Origin of the sequence: Bacillus sp. FJAT-29814 (assembly GCF_001510715.1) — a bacterium.
Lineage (GTDB): Bacteria > Bacillota > Bacilli > Bacillales > Cytobacillaceae > Neobacillus.
Genome location: NZ_LMTJ01000005.1, coordinates 654,700 through 671,630 on the forward strand (window position 1 = coordinate 654,700; position 16,931 = coordinate 671,630).

Sequence of the window (16,931 nt, forward strand, 5' to 3'; positions counted from 1 at the left end):
ATTAAAAAATGTTGCCAATTAATAATAATAATGTAAAGCCAGGGAATAACTTCCCTGGCTTTTTTGTCTTTTTAAAGTGTGTCAAGATAGGAAATGTTTGAATTATCGTATAAAATAAAACTATTAATACGATGCTAAGGGGAATTTATTTAATGGTAAAAACAGCAAATCGACAGGAAACGATTGAGACCTTAAAGCAAAAAATCGTTTCATTATATGACTATTTTATTGGCCATGAGGATGAGCAAAACGCGGCAAAACTCAAACAGCTTGCAAAAAAACTGGAAAACCGCGAATTTGCCATCGCTTTTTGCGGCCATTTCTCAGCAGGCAAATCGACCATGATCAATCAGGTGATTGGGGAGAAATTATTGCCATCAAGCCCGATTCCGACCAGTGCCAACCTGGTTAAAGTCAAGAGTGGCGAAGATTATGCAAAAGTGTTTTTTAAAAACGATAAACCGCGGCTTTATTTAGCCCCTTATGATTATGAGCTGGTCAAGAACTATTGCAAGGACGGCGACAAAATCGAAGAAATTGAGATCAGTCACAGTGATTCGCATTTGCCTCAGAATACGGTGATCATGGATACGCCGGGGATTGATTCTGCTGATGATGCCCATCGAATTGCAACAGAATCAGCGATTCATCTTGCTGATTTGATTTTTTATGTAATGGATTATAACCATGTTCAGGCTGAGCTGAATTTTCTGTTCACCAAAGAACTGACTCAGGCTGGGAAAGATGTTTACTTGGTTATTAACCAAATTGATAAACATAAGGAAGAAGAATTGCGTTTTCAAGATTTTCAAAATAGTGTCACGGAGTCATTCGCTTCATGGGGGGTAAAACCGGCAGGTATCTTTTATACATCCTTGAGGCATGAAGACCACCGATACAACCAATTCGGTGAGTTAAAGAGATTTATTGCCGATAAGCTTGCCGCAAAGGATCAATTGATCATCCCGTCAGTGTTTCATTCATTGAAAAAGCTTGCCCACAATCATCTTGACCAAGTGGAAAAACTGGAAGCGGAGCGATTATTGCCATCCGAAACCATCCTGGATGAATTATCCGATGAGGAGAAATCTGAACTGCTTGATTCCTATACTAGGATTACAAATAAGTTGCAGATTTTGAGAGCGGGAACAGAAGAGCAGGAAAAATCCTTTGATTTCGAAATTGCCCAATTGTTAAAAAATGCTTACCTAATGCCATTTGGGACAAGAGAATTGGCAGAACGATATTTGGAATCATGCCAGCCGGGGTTTAAAGTCGGTTTCCTATTTTCCAAACAAAAGACGGAGGAAGAACGAAACGCAAGGCTTGAAAGCTTTCATCAAGATATTCTGGAAAAAACAAAATCACAGCTTGAGTGGCATATTCGTGAGTTTTTGCTTCGGACGTTAAAGGAGCGCGAGCTTGATGTAGGAGAGCTGCTTCTAGCAGCCCAATCCTATTCAATCCCTGTTTCCAAGGATGGACTAACAAAAGTGGTAAAATCGGGTGCCTTGCTTTCCGGTGAATACCTCCTTCATTATACTGATGACGTTGCGAATGAAATCAAGCGAATCGCAAGAAATTCTCTGGCCGAAATAAAAGCGATGTATGTAGCTGCTATAAAGGAACAAGCAACCAAACAGAGCGAGCGATATGAGGAAGAATATCGCAAATTGGGCAGATATGTAACCGCATTGGCCGAACTGCAAAAATATAAAGAAGCCATTGCGAAAAACCAACAAGTAATCGAAGAACTGCTTAATCACGAAGGCGGCTTGGCAGATGTAAACAACCCGCTGTTTATAGCAGGGGAAGAAGAGTTTGATGTAATAAAATCTCACTTGGTGCCTGACACCAATACGGACATTAGCACGAATATTAATAAAAGAACAGTTAATAAAGTAAATGCAGTCCCGGCTTATCTTCATGCTGAACATGAAGATGACCATTCTAAAGGTGCTGTGGGGCATTTAAAGCAGACAGTAGATAGACTTCGACACGCTTCAGGACTCGTAAAGGGGCTTCCAGGATTTCAAAAGCTCGGATTGGAATTGGTTGAAAAAGCGGAAAGACTGGAAAATAAAGGATTTACTGTGGCGCTGTTCGGCGCCTTCAGTGCCGGAAAGTCGTCATTTGCCAATGCGCTCATCGGCGAGAAGGTGTTGCCGGTTTCGCCAAATCCCACGACTGCGGCAATCAATAAAATAAAGCCGGTCACTAAGGAATATCAGCACGGCACTGTCCTTGTCAAATTCAAGGAAAAACAAGCGATGCTTGACGATCTAAACCGTTCGCTTAAGGTATTTGATTCTCATGCCAATGATTTTGTCGAAGCTGCCAAGCAAATTGACAAGATTATGCTTGAACAAGGTCAGGAGGGGGTGCTTGAGAAAACCCACTATGCCTTTTTACAGGCTTTTAATCAGGGCTGCGGCAGGTTTGCCAATCAGCTTGGAACCGTTAAATCAACCGACTTGAAGGAATTTCATGAATTTGTTGCTCACGAAGAAAAATCTTGTTTTGTTGAATGGATTGAGCTTTATTATGATTGCGAGTTAACCAAAAAAGGGATTACCCTTGTCGATACGCCTGGGGCAGATTCAATCAATGCCCGTCATACCGGCGTTGCGTTTGATTATATCAAAAACTCGGATGCGATTCTTTTCGTCACTTATTACAATCATGCCTTTTCTAAGGCAGACCGCGAATTCCTGATTCAACTGGGCCGCGTGAAGGAATCATTCCAAATGGATAAAATGTTTTTTATTATCAATGCGATTGACCTTGCGGAAGATGAAGAGGAAAAACATTCAGTCCTCGATTATGTCTCCGGGCAGCTAATCCAATATGGCATCCGCAACCCGCATTTATATCCATTGTCAAGCCTGCTCGGCTTGCAGGAAAAAACAAACAATTTTAATGGCCATGAATCCGGGCTGCCCCGATTTGAACAAGCATTCTACCGGTTCATTGCCAATGATCTGACTGAAATGGCAATAGCAGCCGCGGAATCGGAACTTGAACGGGTAAGGTTATTGGTAAAGAAACTAATTCAAAATTCACAGGAAGATAAAAGCGTAAAAGAACAAAAGCGTTTGGAGTTGGAAACACAGAAAGGGCTCATTCAGGCCCTGTTTGCAAATCAAACTGTCGAGCCATTAAAGACCCGGCTTTTCCAAGAAGCCGATGAACTCATCTATTACATCAAGCAAAGAGTGTTCCTGCGCTTTAATGATTTCTTTAAAGAGGCCTTTAACCCATCCACACTTCGGGACGATGGCCGCAATTTAAAGAAAGCTTTGCAGGCAGCCCTTGATGAATTTCTAGAAAGTCTCGGGTTTGATTTTGCCCAGGAAATGCGGGCAACTACCGTCAGAATCGATCGATTTATCGATAAGCTGCTCACCGATTATCAAGCAGCCCTTATTCGGTCATTAAATGAAATCAACCAAGACTTATCTTTTTCAAATTTTGAAAGAGGAGCGGGCGGGGAAATTGATTTCCCGCTGGCGTTTGTCGAGCTTGAGCAACAGCTTTTTACAAAGGCAAAATCCTATTTTAAAAACCCGAAAGCTTTCTTTGAAAAAAATGAAAAGCAGTTGATGAATGAGGAGTTGTACCGTGTGTTAACAACGCCTGCAGATGACTATCTGAAGCTCGAGGGCGAACGGCTTAAGCGTCATTATGATGAACAGTTAAGCAAAGACTTTGACCTGCTGGTAGAGCACATGAAGGCGGAAGGCGATGATTTTTATTTCAGTCTTTTGGCGGCTTTAGAGGGCGGCGTATCGCTTGACATGTTATTGGAAGTTTCTCGTCAGCTTGAAAACTAATTGCCTGGGGGAGTTTTTGATGAAGTATGTAGTGGATAAACAATGGCTCAAGACTCATTTAGATGATGAGACCGTAATTATTGCGGATTGTCGTTTTTCCTTGGCCGATTCAATAAAAGGACAGAAGGAATATTTGGCGGGACATTTGCCGGGGGCTGTATTTTTTGATTTGGAAAAAGATTTATCAAGTCCGGTGAGGGAGCACGGAGGGCGCCACCCGCTCCCGGACCATGATGAGTTTATTACCAAGCTTGAAGCCGCCGGGATTGATGAAACGAAGACTGTTGTTGCCTACGATGGAGGCGAAGGTGCGTTTGCGGCTCGTTTTTGGTGGCTGCTCCACTATTTGGGTCATGATAAGGTATATGTTCTTAATGGTGGGTTCACTCAGTGGGAAGCATCCGGCTTCCCCGTCACAACAGAAGTTCCTTCCTATCAAAAGACTGTATTCACGATTAGCCTTAAGCATGATATAGTCGCTTCTGTCGACGAGGTGAAGCAGGCGGCACTTAGACAACGAGAAGATGTTGTTCTGATCGACTCTCGTGAAGAAAAGCGCTATCTCGGTATTGAAGAACCGATTGATAAGATAGCGGGGCATATTCCTGGTGCAGTCAATAAGCCATGGATGCTGGGGCTTTCAGCCGGTGAATATAGGCCGGTTTCGGAACAAAAAGAACGGTTTTTAGATATCAGTTCCGAACAAGAAATCATTGTTTATTGCGGTTCTGGAGTCACGGCCACACCTAACTTTCTAGCCTTAAAGGAGGCCGGATACAAAAATGTCAAGCTCTACCCAGGCAGTTTCAGTGACTGGATTTCCTATCCGGAAAATAAAGTAGAGTAAATTGGGGCCAAAATGTGTTATAATGGAAATCGTGTTGTCGAAAAACACTATTAGGAGGGCTCCAAATGACAAACAAAAGACCTTCATTAATGCTTGTAGATGGTATGGCTCTATTATTCCGTGCTTTTTATGCAACGGCTGTAACAGGGCAGTTTATGATAAATTCAAAAGGGATTCCAACCAACGGCATCCATGGTTTTATTAAACATATGTTTACTGCAGTATCGACATTTAAGCCTACTCATCTTGCGGTTTGCTGGGATATGGGCAGCAAAACTTTTCGGACCGAACTGTTCCCTGATTATAAAGGGAACCGCGGAGAAGCTCCGGTAGAGTTGATTCCGCAATTTGATCTAGTGAAGGAAGTTGTTGAATCCTTTGATATTCCTAATATCGGCTTGGAAGGGTTTGAAGCGGATGACTGTATCGGTACAATTGCCAATCAGGCAAAAGAGCATTCAGATGTGTCGATCCTGACAGGAGATCAGGATATCCTCCAGCTTCTCGATGACAGGATTTCGGTCATCCTGCTTAAGAAAGGCTATGGAAATTATTTTGTCCATACACCGGAAACGTTTATTGAAGAAAAAGGCATTTCGCCGCGACAGATGATCGATTTAAAGGCACTGATGGGGGATACGAGCGACAATTATCCTGGAGTCAAAGGAATCGGTGAAAAAACGGCATTAAAACTGCTGCAGCAATTCGAACATGTCGAGGGGATTTTATCCAATCTTGACCTGCTGTCCAAATCACATAAAACGAAAATCGAGCAGGATTTGGATATGCTTTATCTGTCCCGCAAGCTCGCGGAAATCAAATGTGATGTTCCCGTTACCTGCAATCTCGAAGCTGCCGGGCTTCGCATCGAAAAAGAAAAAGCGTTAAGCAAATTGCATGAACTGGAACTTAGGGGTGTGCATCGCCTTTTGCCGCTTGAAGAAGCGTTTATATCATAGAAAAGGGTTGTCTCTTATGAGGCACCCTTTTCTTTTATGTTTAAATTTTTGTATTCGATTTTTTTGCCCGATTTTCCAGCTTACTTTTCGGTGCTTCGGAAAATTCAGCATCCTGTCCATACCCTTGCGGATTGACTCCTGGGGCCTTTGTTCCGCGATTATTTGCTCCACTGCCTTTATTTGCCATATATGTTCACCTCCCACAATGGTAGTATTTCCTGCCCGCATAATAAAACTCAACTTTTTGAACAATAAGGACAGGGGTGATGGTATGAACAAAGGTGTATATTTAGCCCTGTTAAGCATTGGGCTGGCACAGGGACTAAAGATTCCCATTCACTATATAAAGAAGAGGGAATGGCGGCCGGAACTGTTCTTTGGAACTGGCGGAATGCCAAGCTCCCATTCGGCTGGTGTATCCACATTAACCACTTATATTGCCTTAAGACGAGGGCTTCCGACAGTCGACTTTGCCTTATCCCTAATTTACGGGTTAATTGTCATGTATGATGCCCAAGGAGTCAGAAGGCAGACTGGTGAACTGACTTTGAAAGTCAATTCAATGAACGAGTTAATGGAAAAGGTGCACAAGGAAGAATCACTGGAATTCAAGGAAAAATCGCCAAAGAAGCTGAAGGAACTGCTTGGACATGAACCGGAAGAAGTGCTGGGCGGTGCAATCCTTGGCATTGCTATTGGTATTATCGGCCATCTATGCACAAAAAAAGATAGAAAATTGTCGAAATTTAAGTTAAAATTTTAGAGGGATGTTTAACGAAAGTTTGGAGAGGGTTGACAAATCAGTGCTGACGTTAGAGGATTATTTGCATTACTTGAGAGGGAAAGGTTTTTTATTTCAAGAGGATGCAATCGGGTTCATTTACTTTGGGAAACACTATACAAGTGCTGACGATGAACTGATTAAAACGGCAATTGAGCTGACCTTAAAAGCACAGAAAACCTTTGACGGCAGCTTTTATGTTTCTTTGCTTGAAACATTTACAAAGCATCAACTCAAAACTAGAAAAGACGCAATAAGGTTTGTAAAGGAAAATCAATTGCTTACCATTTAAATGAAGACTCCCTAAATCATTAGGGGGTCCTATTTTTTGCCATTTTCTTTTATCTTTCTTAAAAAACAGAAAGGAATATGTCATTCAAGGGAATAATATATATAGCTATCCGTGAAAAACTTTGAAAGGCTGACTAATGATGAAATATAGATTGGAATGGAAATATAAATTAAAAAATAATGAAAGGGTTCAATGTTCTGCCGATTGGGTTACTGGGGAAACTGCCTTGCAAATGGGGGAAGAGCTTGAGGCAGCAGGTAAGGTAAGTGATTTGTATTTTTATGATGAAAAAGGGACCTCGTGGATATTAAAGGAAATGAAAAAGCTGCTGGCAGAAATTGAAGAAGACCCTCATGATATTATTGTCTATTTTGATGGCGGCTTTCAAAAGGAAACTAATCAGGCCGGGCTTGGAGCTGTTATCTTTTTCAACCAGGGCAAGAAGAAATACCGGCTTCGCGCCAATGAGCGGTTTGATGAACTGGAGACAAATAACGAGGCCGAATATGCCGCATTATATTATGCTTTAAATCTTTTGGAGGATTTAGGGGTAAGTCATTTATCATGTGAATTTAAGGGTGATTCACAAGTGGTGTTAAAGCAATTAGAAGGAGAATGGCCGTGTTATGAAGATGTATTGAATCGCTGGCTTGACCGTATTGAAGAAAAAATGAAAGCACTAGATATTCATCCTAAATACACCGTAATCCCGCGTAAGGATAATAAGGAAGCGGATAAACTTGCAACCCAGGCGCTGGAGGGAAAGGAGATATTTGCCAAAACGATCATTCTATAAGGAACGGGGTGCAGAATAACTGGAAAAGGATATGGCAAGAAAAGAACTGTTTACACAGGTGGAACGCCTTATGAATCAATACTGTGAAGGCTGTTTTTTACACCGGCAAATTAAAAAGGACCAGGGCCGAAGAACGGCACACCGGTTTTGCATTACTCAATGTACCATAGGGGAAGAAATTCAACATTTTGGAAAAAAACTGCAATAATAGAACAAAAAAAGGCTGACATGCTGTCAGCCTTGATTTTTTATTAGTAGATTAAAGTTTTACAACATTTGCTGCTTGAGGTCCACGGTTACCTTCAACGATTTCGAAAGAAACTTCTTGACCTTCTTCCAAAGACTTGTACCCGTCGCCTTGGATTGCGCTGAAATGTACGAATACATCGTCTCCGCCTTCAACTTCGATAAATCCGAAGCCTTTTTCATTGTTGAACCATTTTACTTTACCATTTTGCATGTACTTCTTCCTCCTAAGCCTTTCAGAACACCTGTAGTTGGTGTCAAAGATAAATATTTGTCATGTAATGAAAGTTTTAGCGGAATTGCTAATGTATTCGATTACATGATGCTTTAAATATACAATAATGCCTTTGGACAGTCAAGGAACGCCGAAAAGGTTTTTTCAGCATTCAGAAGGCATTATACAAGGTGCTTTTTTGCGAAAAAAATACTAATTAGCCTACATAAAAATACCTTTCCCTCATATGTTTAATTAATATCCTTTACATGTTGAGGTGGAGCCGCTTGTTTCGTTTTTCAATCGATGGCGGAGAATGGATTTTAAGGTTCTCTCCCAAATTAGCTATTGATGAAGCAGAAAAACAGGCAATTTTACTGTCGTTGCTGCATATTGGAGAGAATCTTGCGAAATTCCCGCATGGCAGCGCCTTTATTATGTTCACGCAAAAAATTGGTGCCATTGTATTTGATGTCGAACGAATTCCATCACTAATCCTGACTGTTTCAAACATTGTGGCGGAAGAGAATTGGTATAACAAAAACCAATATTGAAACAGCTTTAAATAATGGATGAAAACCGGGGTATTGCAGTCTGCACCCGGTTTTTTTGTATTGATAACTGTAACAAAATTGACAAAAATCTTTCAAGGTTGCCCTATTTTGTTTGGTAAAATTAGGGTGAGATTAAAATGATTCTAAAATAATAATATATAATGTTTTTATGTGAAAACGTGAGCAATGTTTTATGCATAATAAAATATAATTTAAAAGGGGTGTTAAAAGTGGATCCGGTTTTATTGGCAAGAATCCAATTTGCGGCTACAACCATTTTTCACTTTTTCTTTGTTCCGCTGTCAATTGGCCTTGTCCTAATGGTTGCGATCATGCAAACGTTGTACGTAGTTAAAAAACAGGAACTCTACAAAAAAATGGCAAAGTTTTGGGGACATTTGTTTCTGATAAATTTTGCTGTCGGGGTCGTTACAGGGATCATCCAGGAATTTCAATTCGGAATGAACTGGTCGGAATATTCCAGATTTGTCGGGGATGTTTTTGGAGCACCGTTGGCTATTGAAGCGCTGCTCGCCTTTTTCATGGAATCAACTTTTATCGGGCTATGGATATTTGGCTGGGACCGACTGTCAAAGAAACTCCATCTCGCATGTATCTGGCTTGTAACGCTTGGAACCACATTATCAGCGTTTTGGATCCTATCCGCCAACTCATTTATGCAGGTTCCTGTCGGGTTTGCGATTAAGAATGGACGCGCGGAAATGAATGATTTTCTGGCTCTAATCACCAATGGACAATTGGTCGTCGAATTCCCGCACGTTATTACCGGTGCAATCTGTACCGCCGCTTTCTTTGTGGCCGGGATAAGCGCTTATAATCTTCTCAGAAAAACGAATATCGCTTTTTATAAGAAATCGTTAAAAATGGCCTTGATTTTTGGACTGATCGGCAGTATCGGTGTCGCTCTCACCGGTCATACGCAGGCCCAGTACCTCGTTAAAACGCAGCCGATGAAAATGGCAGCCGCTGAAGGGATCTGGAAGGATACCCCGGACCCTGCACCATGGTCGGCTTTTGCCTGGATTGATACCGAGAATCATGAAAATAAGTTTGAAGTTAATATTCCGTATGCTTTAAGCTTTTTGTCCTATTCGAAATTTGACGGCAGCCTGAAAGGGATGGAAACACTGCAACAGGAATATACCGAAAAATATGATTCTGTCGTCGGCGAAGGAACGAGCTATATCCCGCCGGTAAAAACCACTTATTGGAGTTTCAGGTTAATGATCGGTTTTGGCGTGGCAATGATGATCCTGCCCATAGTCGGCATGTTACTCTGGAGAAAGGGGCGTCTTGAAACGAGCCCGCTATTCATGAAGTTGATGATTCCGGCTATCGCCTTCCCGTTTTTGGCCAATACCGCCGGATGGATAATGACAGAGGTCGGGCGCCAGCCATGGTCGGTATTTGGCTTGATTACCACGGCCGATTCCGTTTCTCCAAACGTTTCTGCGGGAATGATTCTATTTTCGACAATTATGTATCTGCTTGTGTTTACGATTCTATTAATTGTCATGGTGTACTTAATGGTTCGGGAAATAAAAAAGGGTCCGGATGCCAAGGATGCACTTGCATTGAAAAATCCGACAGATCCATTTAAGGTAGGTGCTTAAGATGGAATTGAACGAATTATGGTTTATCTTAATCGCCGTGGTTTTCATTGGATTTTTCTTTCTTGAGGGCTTTGATTTTGGAGTGGGGATGTCGACACGTCTTCTGGCAAAAAATCAGACGGAACGGACGGTGATGGTCAATACAATCGGCCCGTTTTGGGATGCCAATGAGGTGTGGCTGCTGACCGGAGGCGGGGCCATTTTTGCGGCCTTCCCGCATTGGTATGCAACCATGTTCAGCGGCTATTACCTGCCGCTTTTGGCTGTATTGCTTTGTTTAATTGGCCGCGGCGTCTCTTTTGAATTCCGGCGTAAAGTGGATGACCCTAAGTGGACCGAAATTTGGGACTGGGTTATTTTTATTAGCAGTTTATTCCCGCCGTTTTTGCTTGGGGTCCTGTTTACTAGCATGTTGAAAGGAATGCCGATTGGGCAAGACATGAACATGACACCGGGATTCTTTGATTTTATCAATGTGTATTCACTTTGGGGCGGAGTTACGGTTACTTTATTGTGCTTCTTGCATGGTTTGCAGTTTGTTACATTAAAAACCGACGGTGTGCTTAGACAGCGGGCGGCGGTATTGGCCAAAAAGGTTGTCTGGACGGTGTTGGGAGCCTTAGTTATTTTCGTCGGACTTTCCTGGCTGATGACCGATATTTTTGAGGTACGGCTCGTTCCGGAGTTGATCCTGGTTGTATTGATCGTCGCTGCCTATGGATTGTCCTACATGTTTAATAGGCAAAAACGTGAGGGCTTGGCCTTTTCGATGACAGGCCTTGGCTTGGCGTTTACCGTATCAGCCATTTTTGTCGGGCTTTTCCCGCGGGTTATGATTAGCTCGATCGACAAGGCTTTTGATTTAACTGTGTACAATGCCGCAAGCGGTAATTATTCCTTGAAGATCATGACGATTGTTGCCTTAACAATCCTGCCATTTGTTTTGGGCTATACGATTTGGAGCTATTATGTGTTCCGTAAACGAGTAACCGATAAGGAGCATTTGACTTACTAATGGATAAAGCTTTATTTAAACTGAAAGGGATTAGGGCGGTCCTTGCAAAGTTGGCCGCCTTAACCGTCATTCAAGCGGGTATGATTATAACCCAGGCCTTTTATTTGGCCGCGGCAATCTCCTCACTTTTTGGAGGAGATTCTTTTCATGATGCTGCAAGAGAATTGGCTATCTTTTTTCTTGCATTGACCATTCGTCAAGGAGCTGCTGTTTGGAAAAAACATATCGCCTTTCATTTTGCCGCTTATGCAAGTGAAACTCTCCATGCAGCTTTATTGGAAAAATTGTTCCGATTAGGGCCGCGGTTTGTCAAAAAAGAAGGTTCAGGGCAGACAGTAACATTGGTAATCGAAGGGATTACTAAATATCGCCATTACCTCGAACTAAGTCTGGTGAAACTGCTGAATATGGCGCTTATTCCAATGGCCATCATGATTTTTATATTGTCCTTAAATGCCCGCTCTGCTGTCATTCTGACCCTCGCGTTGCCGCTCTTAGTCATCTTTATGATTCTTCTTGGGCTGGCTGCAAGAACAAAGGCAGACCGCCAATATGAATCATACCATCTTTTATCTAATCATTTTGTCGATTCATTAAGGGGCCTGGAAACGTTAAAATATTTGGGACTCGCCAAAAGTCATGTGAACAAGATTGCATATGTAAGTGAACAGTACCGCAAAGCAACACTAGCTTCCCTCAAAATAGCGTTTTTATCTTCTTTTGCGCTGGACTTTTTTACCATGCTATCGATTGCCACCGTTGCCGTGTTTTTAGGCCTGGATTTAATAAATGGAGGCATGTATCTCCACCCTGCCTTAACCATTCTGATTTTGGCGCCTGAATACTTCGTGCCGATTAGGGAATTAGGTTCGGACTATCACGCCACCCTTGATGGAAAAAATGCCGGGAAGAAGATCATAGAACTATTGGAGCGGGAAACCTTTCAGGAATTAGACACTCTAGTTCCAGTTTGGGATTCCTCAACAAATTTCACGATAAAGGGCTTATCAGTTCAATATGATGATGATTATGCAACAGCCTTGGAGGATATTGAACTAAATGTAACGGGGGCCAAAACAATTGGGATTATTGGTTCAAGCGGTGCAGGAAAATCAACGTTAATCGATGTGCTAAGCGGCTTTTTAAAGCAGGTATCAGGGGATATCCAGATCAACCAGCAGAGAGTGGAAACGCTGGCTGCTAAAAGCTGGCAGCGGCAGCTTAGTTATATTCCGCAGCATCCCTATATTTTCCATGATACTGTATTAAATAATATCCGTTTTTATCATCCTGATGCTCAAGCAAATGAAGTTTACGAGGCGGCAAGGTATGCCGGGCTGCTAGACGTTATCGAATCACTGCCGGAAGGTCTGGCCACTATGATCGGTGATGGCGGGCGGACTTTAAGCGGCGGTCAGGAACAGCGAATTGCACTTGCGCGATCTTTTTTAGGAAAACGTTCAATCATTATGCTTGATGAACCGACAGCCCACTTGGATATTGAAACGGAATTGGAATTGAAGGAAAAAATGCTAGACTTTTTTAAAGGTAAGCTGGTTTTTCTTGCGACCCATCGCCTCCATTGGATGAGGGATATGGATGAAATCATCGTCCTAGAACATGGACGGATTGTCGAAAGTGGTGACCATAAACAGCTGTTGGCCAATAAATCTGTGTATTATCAGCTTGTCAAAGCACAGGAAGGAGAGGTGTAAATGGGCAGGGGAAATTGGATTATTGCCTATATCCGTCAATACAGCAGATTTTTCGTTCTTTCAATTATTCTTGGGACCCTGACCATCCTTCTGGGTACAAGCCTTATGTTTACTTCCGGCTATTTAATTTCCAAAGCGGCAACCCGTCCAGAATCCATCTTGATGGTTTATGTGCCAATTGTCGGTGTGCGGACATTTGGGATTGGCAGGGCCGTGTTCAGTTATGTGGAAAAACTGTCCGCCCATTCGCTTGTTTTAAAGATCCTCTCACAAATGCGCATAAGGCTATATAAAGTTGTCGAACCCCAGGCTTTCCTCCATCGCTCGCGGTTTCGCACTGGTGAAATGCTGGGACTTCTCGCCAGTGACATTGAACATCTACTGGATTTTTACTTGAAGACCTTCCTTCCATCGCTTGTTTCCATTTTCGTTTATGCAGGCCTTATTATCTGGATGGGGTGGTTCTCGATTCCATTTGCCATCATAGGAGCGATGATGATTGGTTTACTGTTATTTGTGGGGCCACTTTTTTCGTTACTCTACATGAAAGCTCGAAATGAACGATTAAAAAGACTGAAAAACGGCCTGTATGACAGGCTTACCGATGCGGTAATGGGGATAAGCGATTGGATTTTTAGCGGCAAATATTCTTTGTTCACTGAAGAATACCAAAAGCAAGAACAAGAATCCTATAAACTGGAGCGGCAGAAATTGGCGTTTACGAATGGCCGGGATGTACTAAACCAGTTTGTTCTCGGGGTAATTGTCATCCTTACCGTTGCCTGGGCAGGGAAATTGACTGCCGAGGGGAGAATTGCGCCCGTTTTAATCGCTGCGCTTGGTCTTTCGCTCCTTACGGTTTTGGAATCGTTTTTGCCGATTGCCAGAGGTGTAAGTGAACTGCCTGCCTATCTGGATTCCTTGAGGCGGCTTGAAGCGATTGAACGGGAGAAACCACCTGAGAAAGAAGGCGGCACTGAAAAACCTTCGGCGCAGCAGCAATCCATTTCGATTGAAATTGAACGCTTGTCATTCGGGTATAGCCCTGGTGAACAATTGTTAAACGAGATTACTTTGTCCATTAACCAGGGTGAAAAGGTGGCGATTCTTGGCAGGAGCGGCTCCGGAAAATCAACATTATTACATTTAATCCTTGGCTCCCTCTCTCCGTCTTCAGGAGAGGTGAAAATTAATGGCCTCAATCCATGTAGAATAGAATCTATTGCAAACTGGGTTGGTGTTCTAAACCAGAAACCTTATTTATTTAATACAACGGTTATTAATAACATCCGTTTAGGCAAACCTGATGCCACTATTGAGGAAGTGCAGGAAGTAGTCCGCATGGTCGATTTGAACGAAATAATTGCTAATTTACCGGACGGCTATGAGACGTTAATGGAGGAAACAGGTCAACGCTTTTCTGGCGGTGAACGCCAGCGAATTGCCCTTGCCCGCATTTTGCTGCAAGATACGCCAATTGTAATTTTGGACGAGCCTACTGTCGGCCTCGACCCATTAACAGAAAAAAAGTTGTTAGCCACTATCCTTAAAACACTTAGTGGAAAAACAATTCTCTGGGTAACCCACCATCTGGTCGGAGTCGAAAAAATGGACAAGGTACTCTTTTTAGAACGGGGAACCATTACCATGCAAGGAAGCCATCATAACCTCTTGGAAACCGAGGAGCGATATCGCCGCCTCTATAAATTGGACCGGCCGTTTTCATAAGTATTTATGTATAATAGATTTGGAGTGTTAAAATAAAGGCAGGGAAAAAGGAGCTGCTTTTTGTGAAATTAATTATTGCCGAAAAACCGGACCAAGGTTCAACCTTGGCATCCATATTTAAACACAAACGACAGAATGGCTTTATCGAGGTCTTTCCGAATGAACTGTTTCCGGACGGTGCTTTTGTCACTTGGGCAATCGGCCATATATGCCAATTGGTCCAGCCGGAAAAATACCAACAGGAATGGAAAAAATGGTCATTGGACAACATGCCGATCATCCCGGAGCACTTTGAATATGAGGTGACCAAGGATAAGGCCAAACAATTTGCGGTTATTAAAAAATTGGTATCCGACCCGCAAGTGACGGAAATTATCCATGCAGGAGATGCCGGGAGGGAAGGTGAACTGATAATCCGTAATATCTTAAGGTTAACGAATTGCCGAAAACCGATGAAACGATTGTGGATTTCTTCATTAACCCCGAATTCAATCAGAGAAGGCTTTAAAAAGGTGCTTGATGAATCGGATACACGCAACCTTTATTTTGAAGCCTACACACGAGCCTGCGCTGATTGGGTTGTTGGAATGAATGCTTCCCGTCTATACAGCCTGCTCCTAAAAAAACAGGGTTTTGCCGATGTTTTTTCGGTCGGAAGAGTTCAAACTCCCACCTTGGCGTTAATTGTAAAGCGCGAATTGGAGATAGAAAACTTTAAATCGGAACCGTTTTGGGAGGTCATTGCCCAGTTCCTTGTAAATGGAAAAAAATATAGCGGGAAATGGCAGAATGATGGGGAAACGAGGGTCAATACAAAAGAGCTGGCAGAGAAAGTGGCTGCCTTTTGCCGTGAAAAACCCGCTGAAGTGAGCGAGGTCCAATGTGAACGGAAGGAATTCCTGCCGCCGTTATTGTATAACTTGTCTGCCCTACAGGCCGATGCCAATAAACGTTTTAAATTTTCGCCAAAAAAGACATTGGATGTGCTGCAGCAGCTTTATCAAAAAGGCTACGTCTCCTATCCCCGTTCGGATTCCCGCTATGTAACGAAAGAAGAGGCCGGCAATTTCCCTGATATTTTGGGGAAGTTAAGTCAGTTACAAGACTATGCAGGATATTTCCCCCTGCCTATTCCTTCCATTGCGGACAACAAAAGATACGTCAACGAGAAAAAGGTGACAGACCACTATGCGATCATCCCGACTGAACAAATCCCGAATGTCGAACGGTTAAGCGCTGACGAGCGAATATTATACGATTTAATTGTAAAAAGCTTGCTGGCAGCTCATTATGACAAAGCCGTATTTGAATATACGAATGTGACAACTTTAGTGGATGGACGGGCGAAGTTTATCTCAAAAGGAAAAGTGCAAATTGCAGAAGGCTGGAGAAAAGTCATTAATCAAAAGGATCAGGATGATGATCCGTCGCTCCCAACGCTCGCAAAGGGAGAGCAGGGAAAAACGGCGAAGGTTGACGTCAAGGAAAGCCAAACCCAGCCGCCGAAGCGCTACACGGAGGGCCAGTTAATTACGCTGATGAAAACGGCCGGGAAACATATTGAAGATAAAGAACTAGAAAAGGTATTGGCAAAAACGGAGGGTCTCGGCACCGAGGCAACTCGGGCAGGAATTATCACGATGCTTAAGGACCGCGCGTATATCGATGTAAAGAAGAATTTGGTCTATGCCACCGCAAAGGCAAAAATTTTGATTGAGGCAATCGGAAAGGAAATCCTCGCCTCGCCGGAAATGACCGCAAAATGGGAGCAGAAGCTGAAAGAAATTTCCGAAGGTCAGGCGTCACCAAAGCAATTTATGGAACAGACGAAAAAGATGGTCTATCACTTAATCACCTCCAGTGTTGGTCAGTCAGCAACTTGGGTCTTTTCCAAGGAGGTCAGCGAAAATTTCACCCCCGGCAAACAGCGGGGGCAGAGACGGGCCCCGGCTAAACTCGGGCCGTGCAAAAAATGTGATGGTTCGATCGTGGACAAAGGAAATTTTTATGGCTGCAGCAATTACCAGAATAATAAATGCAATTTTACAATTTCAAAAAAAATTCTCGGTAAAACAATTACCCAGAAAAATATTAAACTGCTGCTTTCTGATGGTAAAACAGACCTCATTGAAGGCTTTACCAACAAAGACAGAACATTTAATGCCAGGCTTTATTTGGATGAAAAGGAACATAGCTTGAAATTCTTGTTTGACAAACAACCAGCAAAATGACGAAATGAATGGAAAGCGACAAACTTCCTTGTCACTCATTTTGTTCTATAGTAAACTTTTTATGATGATGGACATTTGGAGGGTAT

The 16,931-nt window shown here is 42.7% G+C and carries 15 protein-coding genes; 13 read left to right on the forward strand and 2 right to left on the reverse strand.

From position 1 onward, the window contains the following. Positions 1-152 precede the first annotated feature (152 nt). The 3 genes from AR334_RS15710 to AR334_RS15720 all read left to right on the forward strand — a co-directional run bounded on the left by AR334_RS15710 (position 153) and on the right by AR334_RS15720 (position 5,639). Entirely contained in the window at positions 153-3,833 is a 3,681-nt protein-coding gene (locus AR334_RS15710) for a dynamin family protein (protein ID WP_066313063.1), read from the forward strand. A gap of 19 nt (positions 3,834-3,852) precedes the next feature. Continuing rightward, positions 3,853-4,680, forward strand: coding sequence for a sulfurtransferase (locus AR334_RS15715; RefSeq protein WP_066313066.1), 828 nt, complete (start codon positions 3,853-3,855; stop codon positions 4,678-4,680). Positions 4,681-4,745: 65 nt separating this feature from the next. Then, positions 4,746-5,639: a 5'-3' exonuclease gene (locus AR334_RS15720; protein ID WP_066313069.1), complete on the forward strand. Its 894-nt coding sequence runs from the start codon at positions 4,746-4,748 to the stop codon at positions 5,637-5,639. Between the two features lie 40 nt (positions 5,640-5,679). Here the strand turns inward: AR334_RS15720 and sspL are convergent, their stop codons facing one another. Next, a complete protein-coding gene (gene sspL, locus AR334_RS15725; protein WP_066313072.1) occupies positions 5,680-5,826 on the reverse strand; it encodes a small, acid-soluble spore protein L in 147 nt (48 codons plus the stop codon). An 84-nt stretch (positions 5,827-5,910) separates the two neighbouring features. On the opposite strand from sspL, the gene AR334_RS15730 reads away from it, so the two are divergent. The 4 genes from AR334_RS15730 (at position 5,911) to AR334_RS28995 (ending at position 7,716) form a co-directional block, all read left to right on the forward strand. Then, positions 5,911-6,402, forward strand: coding sequence for a divergent PAP2 family protein (locus AR334_RS15730; RefSeq protein ID WP_066313074.1), 492 nt, complete (start codon positions 5,911-5,913; stop codon positions 6,400-6,402). Positions 6,403-6,442: 40 nt separating this feature from the next. Beyond that, positions 6,443-6,712 (forward strand): DUF6123 family protein, encoded by a 270-nt coding sequence (locus AR334_RS15735; protein ID WP_066313902.1) that lies wholly within the window; start codon positions 6,443-6,445, stop codon positions 6,710-6,712. A gap of 139 nt (positions 6,713-6,851) precedes the next feature. Then, complete coding sequence (locus AR334_RS15740; RefSeq protein ID WP_066313082.1) at positions 6,852-7,508, forward strand: reverse transcriptase-like protein; 657 nt, start codon at positions 6,852-6,854, stop codon at positions 7,506-7,508. Between the two features lie 31 nt (positions 7,509-7,539). Further along, positions 7,540-7,716: a zinc-finger domain-containing protein gene (locus tag AR334_RS28995; RefSeq protein ID WP_082692965.1), complete on the forward strand. Its 177-nt coding sequence runs from the start codon at positions 7,540-7,542 to the stop codon at positions 7,714-7,716. 51 nt (positions 7,717-7,767) lie between these two features. Here AR334_RS28995 and cspD read toward each other — a convergent pair whose 3' ends face one another. Beyond that, positions 7,768-7,968: a cold-shock protein CspD gene (gene cspD, locus AR334_RS15745; protein ID WP_023627628.1), complete on the reverse strand. Its 201-nt coding sequence runs from the start codon at positions 7,966-7,968 to the stop codon at positions 7,768-7,770. Between the two features lie 287 nt (positions 7,969-8,255). On the opposite strand from cspD, the gene AR334_RS15750 reads away from it, so the two are divergent. The 6 genes from AR334_RS15750 to AR334_RS15775 all read left to right on the forward strand — a co-directional run bounded on the left by AR334_RS15750 (position 8,256) and on the right by AR334_RS15775 (position 16,845). Continuing rightward, positions 8,256-8,522: a hypothetical protein gene (locus tag AR334_RS15750; RefSeq protein WP_066313085.1), complete on the forward strand. Its 267-nt coding sequence runs from the start codon at positions 8,256-8,258 to the stop codon at positions 8,520-8,522. 230 nt (positions 8,523-8,752) lie between these two features. Further along, positions 8,753-10,156 carry a cytochrome ubiquinol oxidase subunit I gene (locus AR334_RS15755; RefSeq protein WP_066313089.1) on the forward strand — a complete coding sequence of 468 codons (1,404 nt, stop codon included), beginning with the start codon at positions 8,753-8,755 and terminating at the stop codon, positions 10,154-10,156. 1 nt (position 10,157) lies between these two features. After that, entirely contained in the window at positions 10,158-11,171 is a 1,014-nt protein-coding gene (gene cydB, locus AR334_RS15760; RefSeq protein ID WP_066313092.1) for a cytochrome d ubiquinol oxidase subunit II, read from the forward strand. Then, the gene (gene cydD, locus AR334_RS15765; protein WP_066313095.1) at positions 11,171-12,886 is read left to right on the forward strand and encodes a thiol reductant ABC exporter subunit CydD; all 1,716 of its coding nucleotides are present in this window, start codon (positions 11,171-11,173) and stop codon (positions 12,884-12,886) included. Before cydB ends, cydD begins: the two co-directional genes overlap by 1 nt. After that, positions 12,887-14,614 carry a thiol reductant ABC exporter subunit CydC gene (gene cydC, locus AR334_RS15770; RefSeq protein ID WP_066313099.1) on the forward strand — a complete coding sequence of 576 codons (1,728 nt, stop codon included), beginning with the start codon at positions 12,887-12,889 and terminating at the stop codon, positions 14,612-14,614. Positions 14,615-14,676: 62 nt separating this feature from the next. Further along, the gene (locus AR334_RS15775; RefSeq protein ID WP_066313101.1) at positions 14,677-16,845 is read left to right on the forward strand and encodes a DNA topoisomerase III; all 2,169 of its coding nucleotides are present in this window, start codon (positions 14,677-14,679) and stop codon (positions 16,843-16,845) included. The last annotated feature ends 86 nt before the right edge of the window (positions 16,846-16,931 follow it).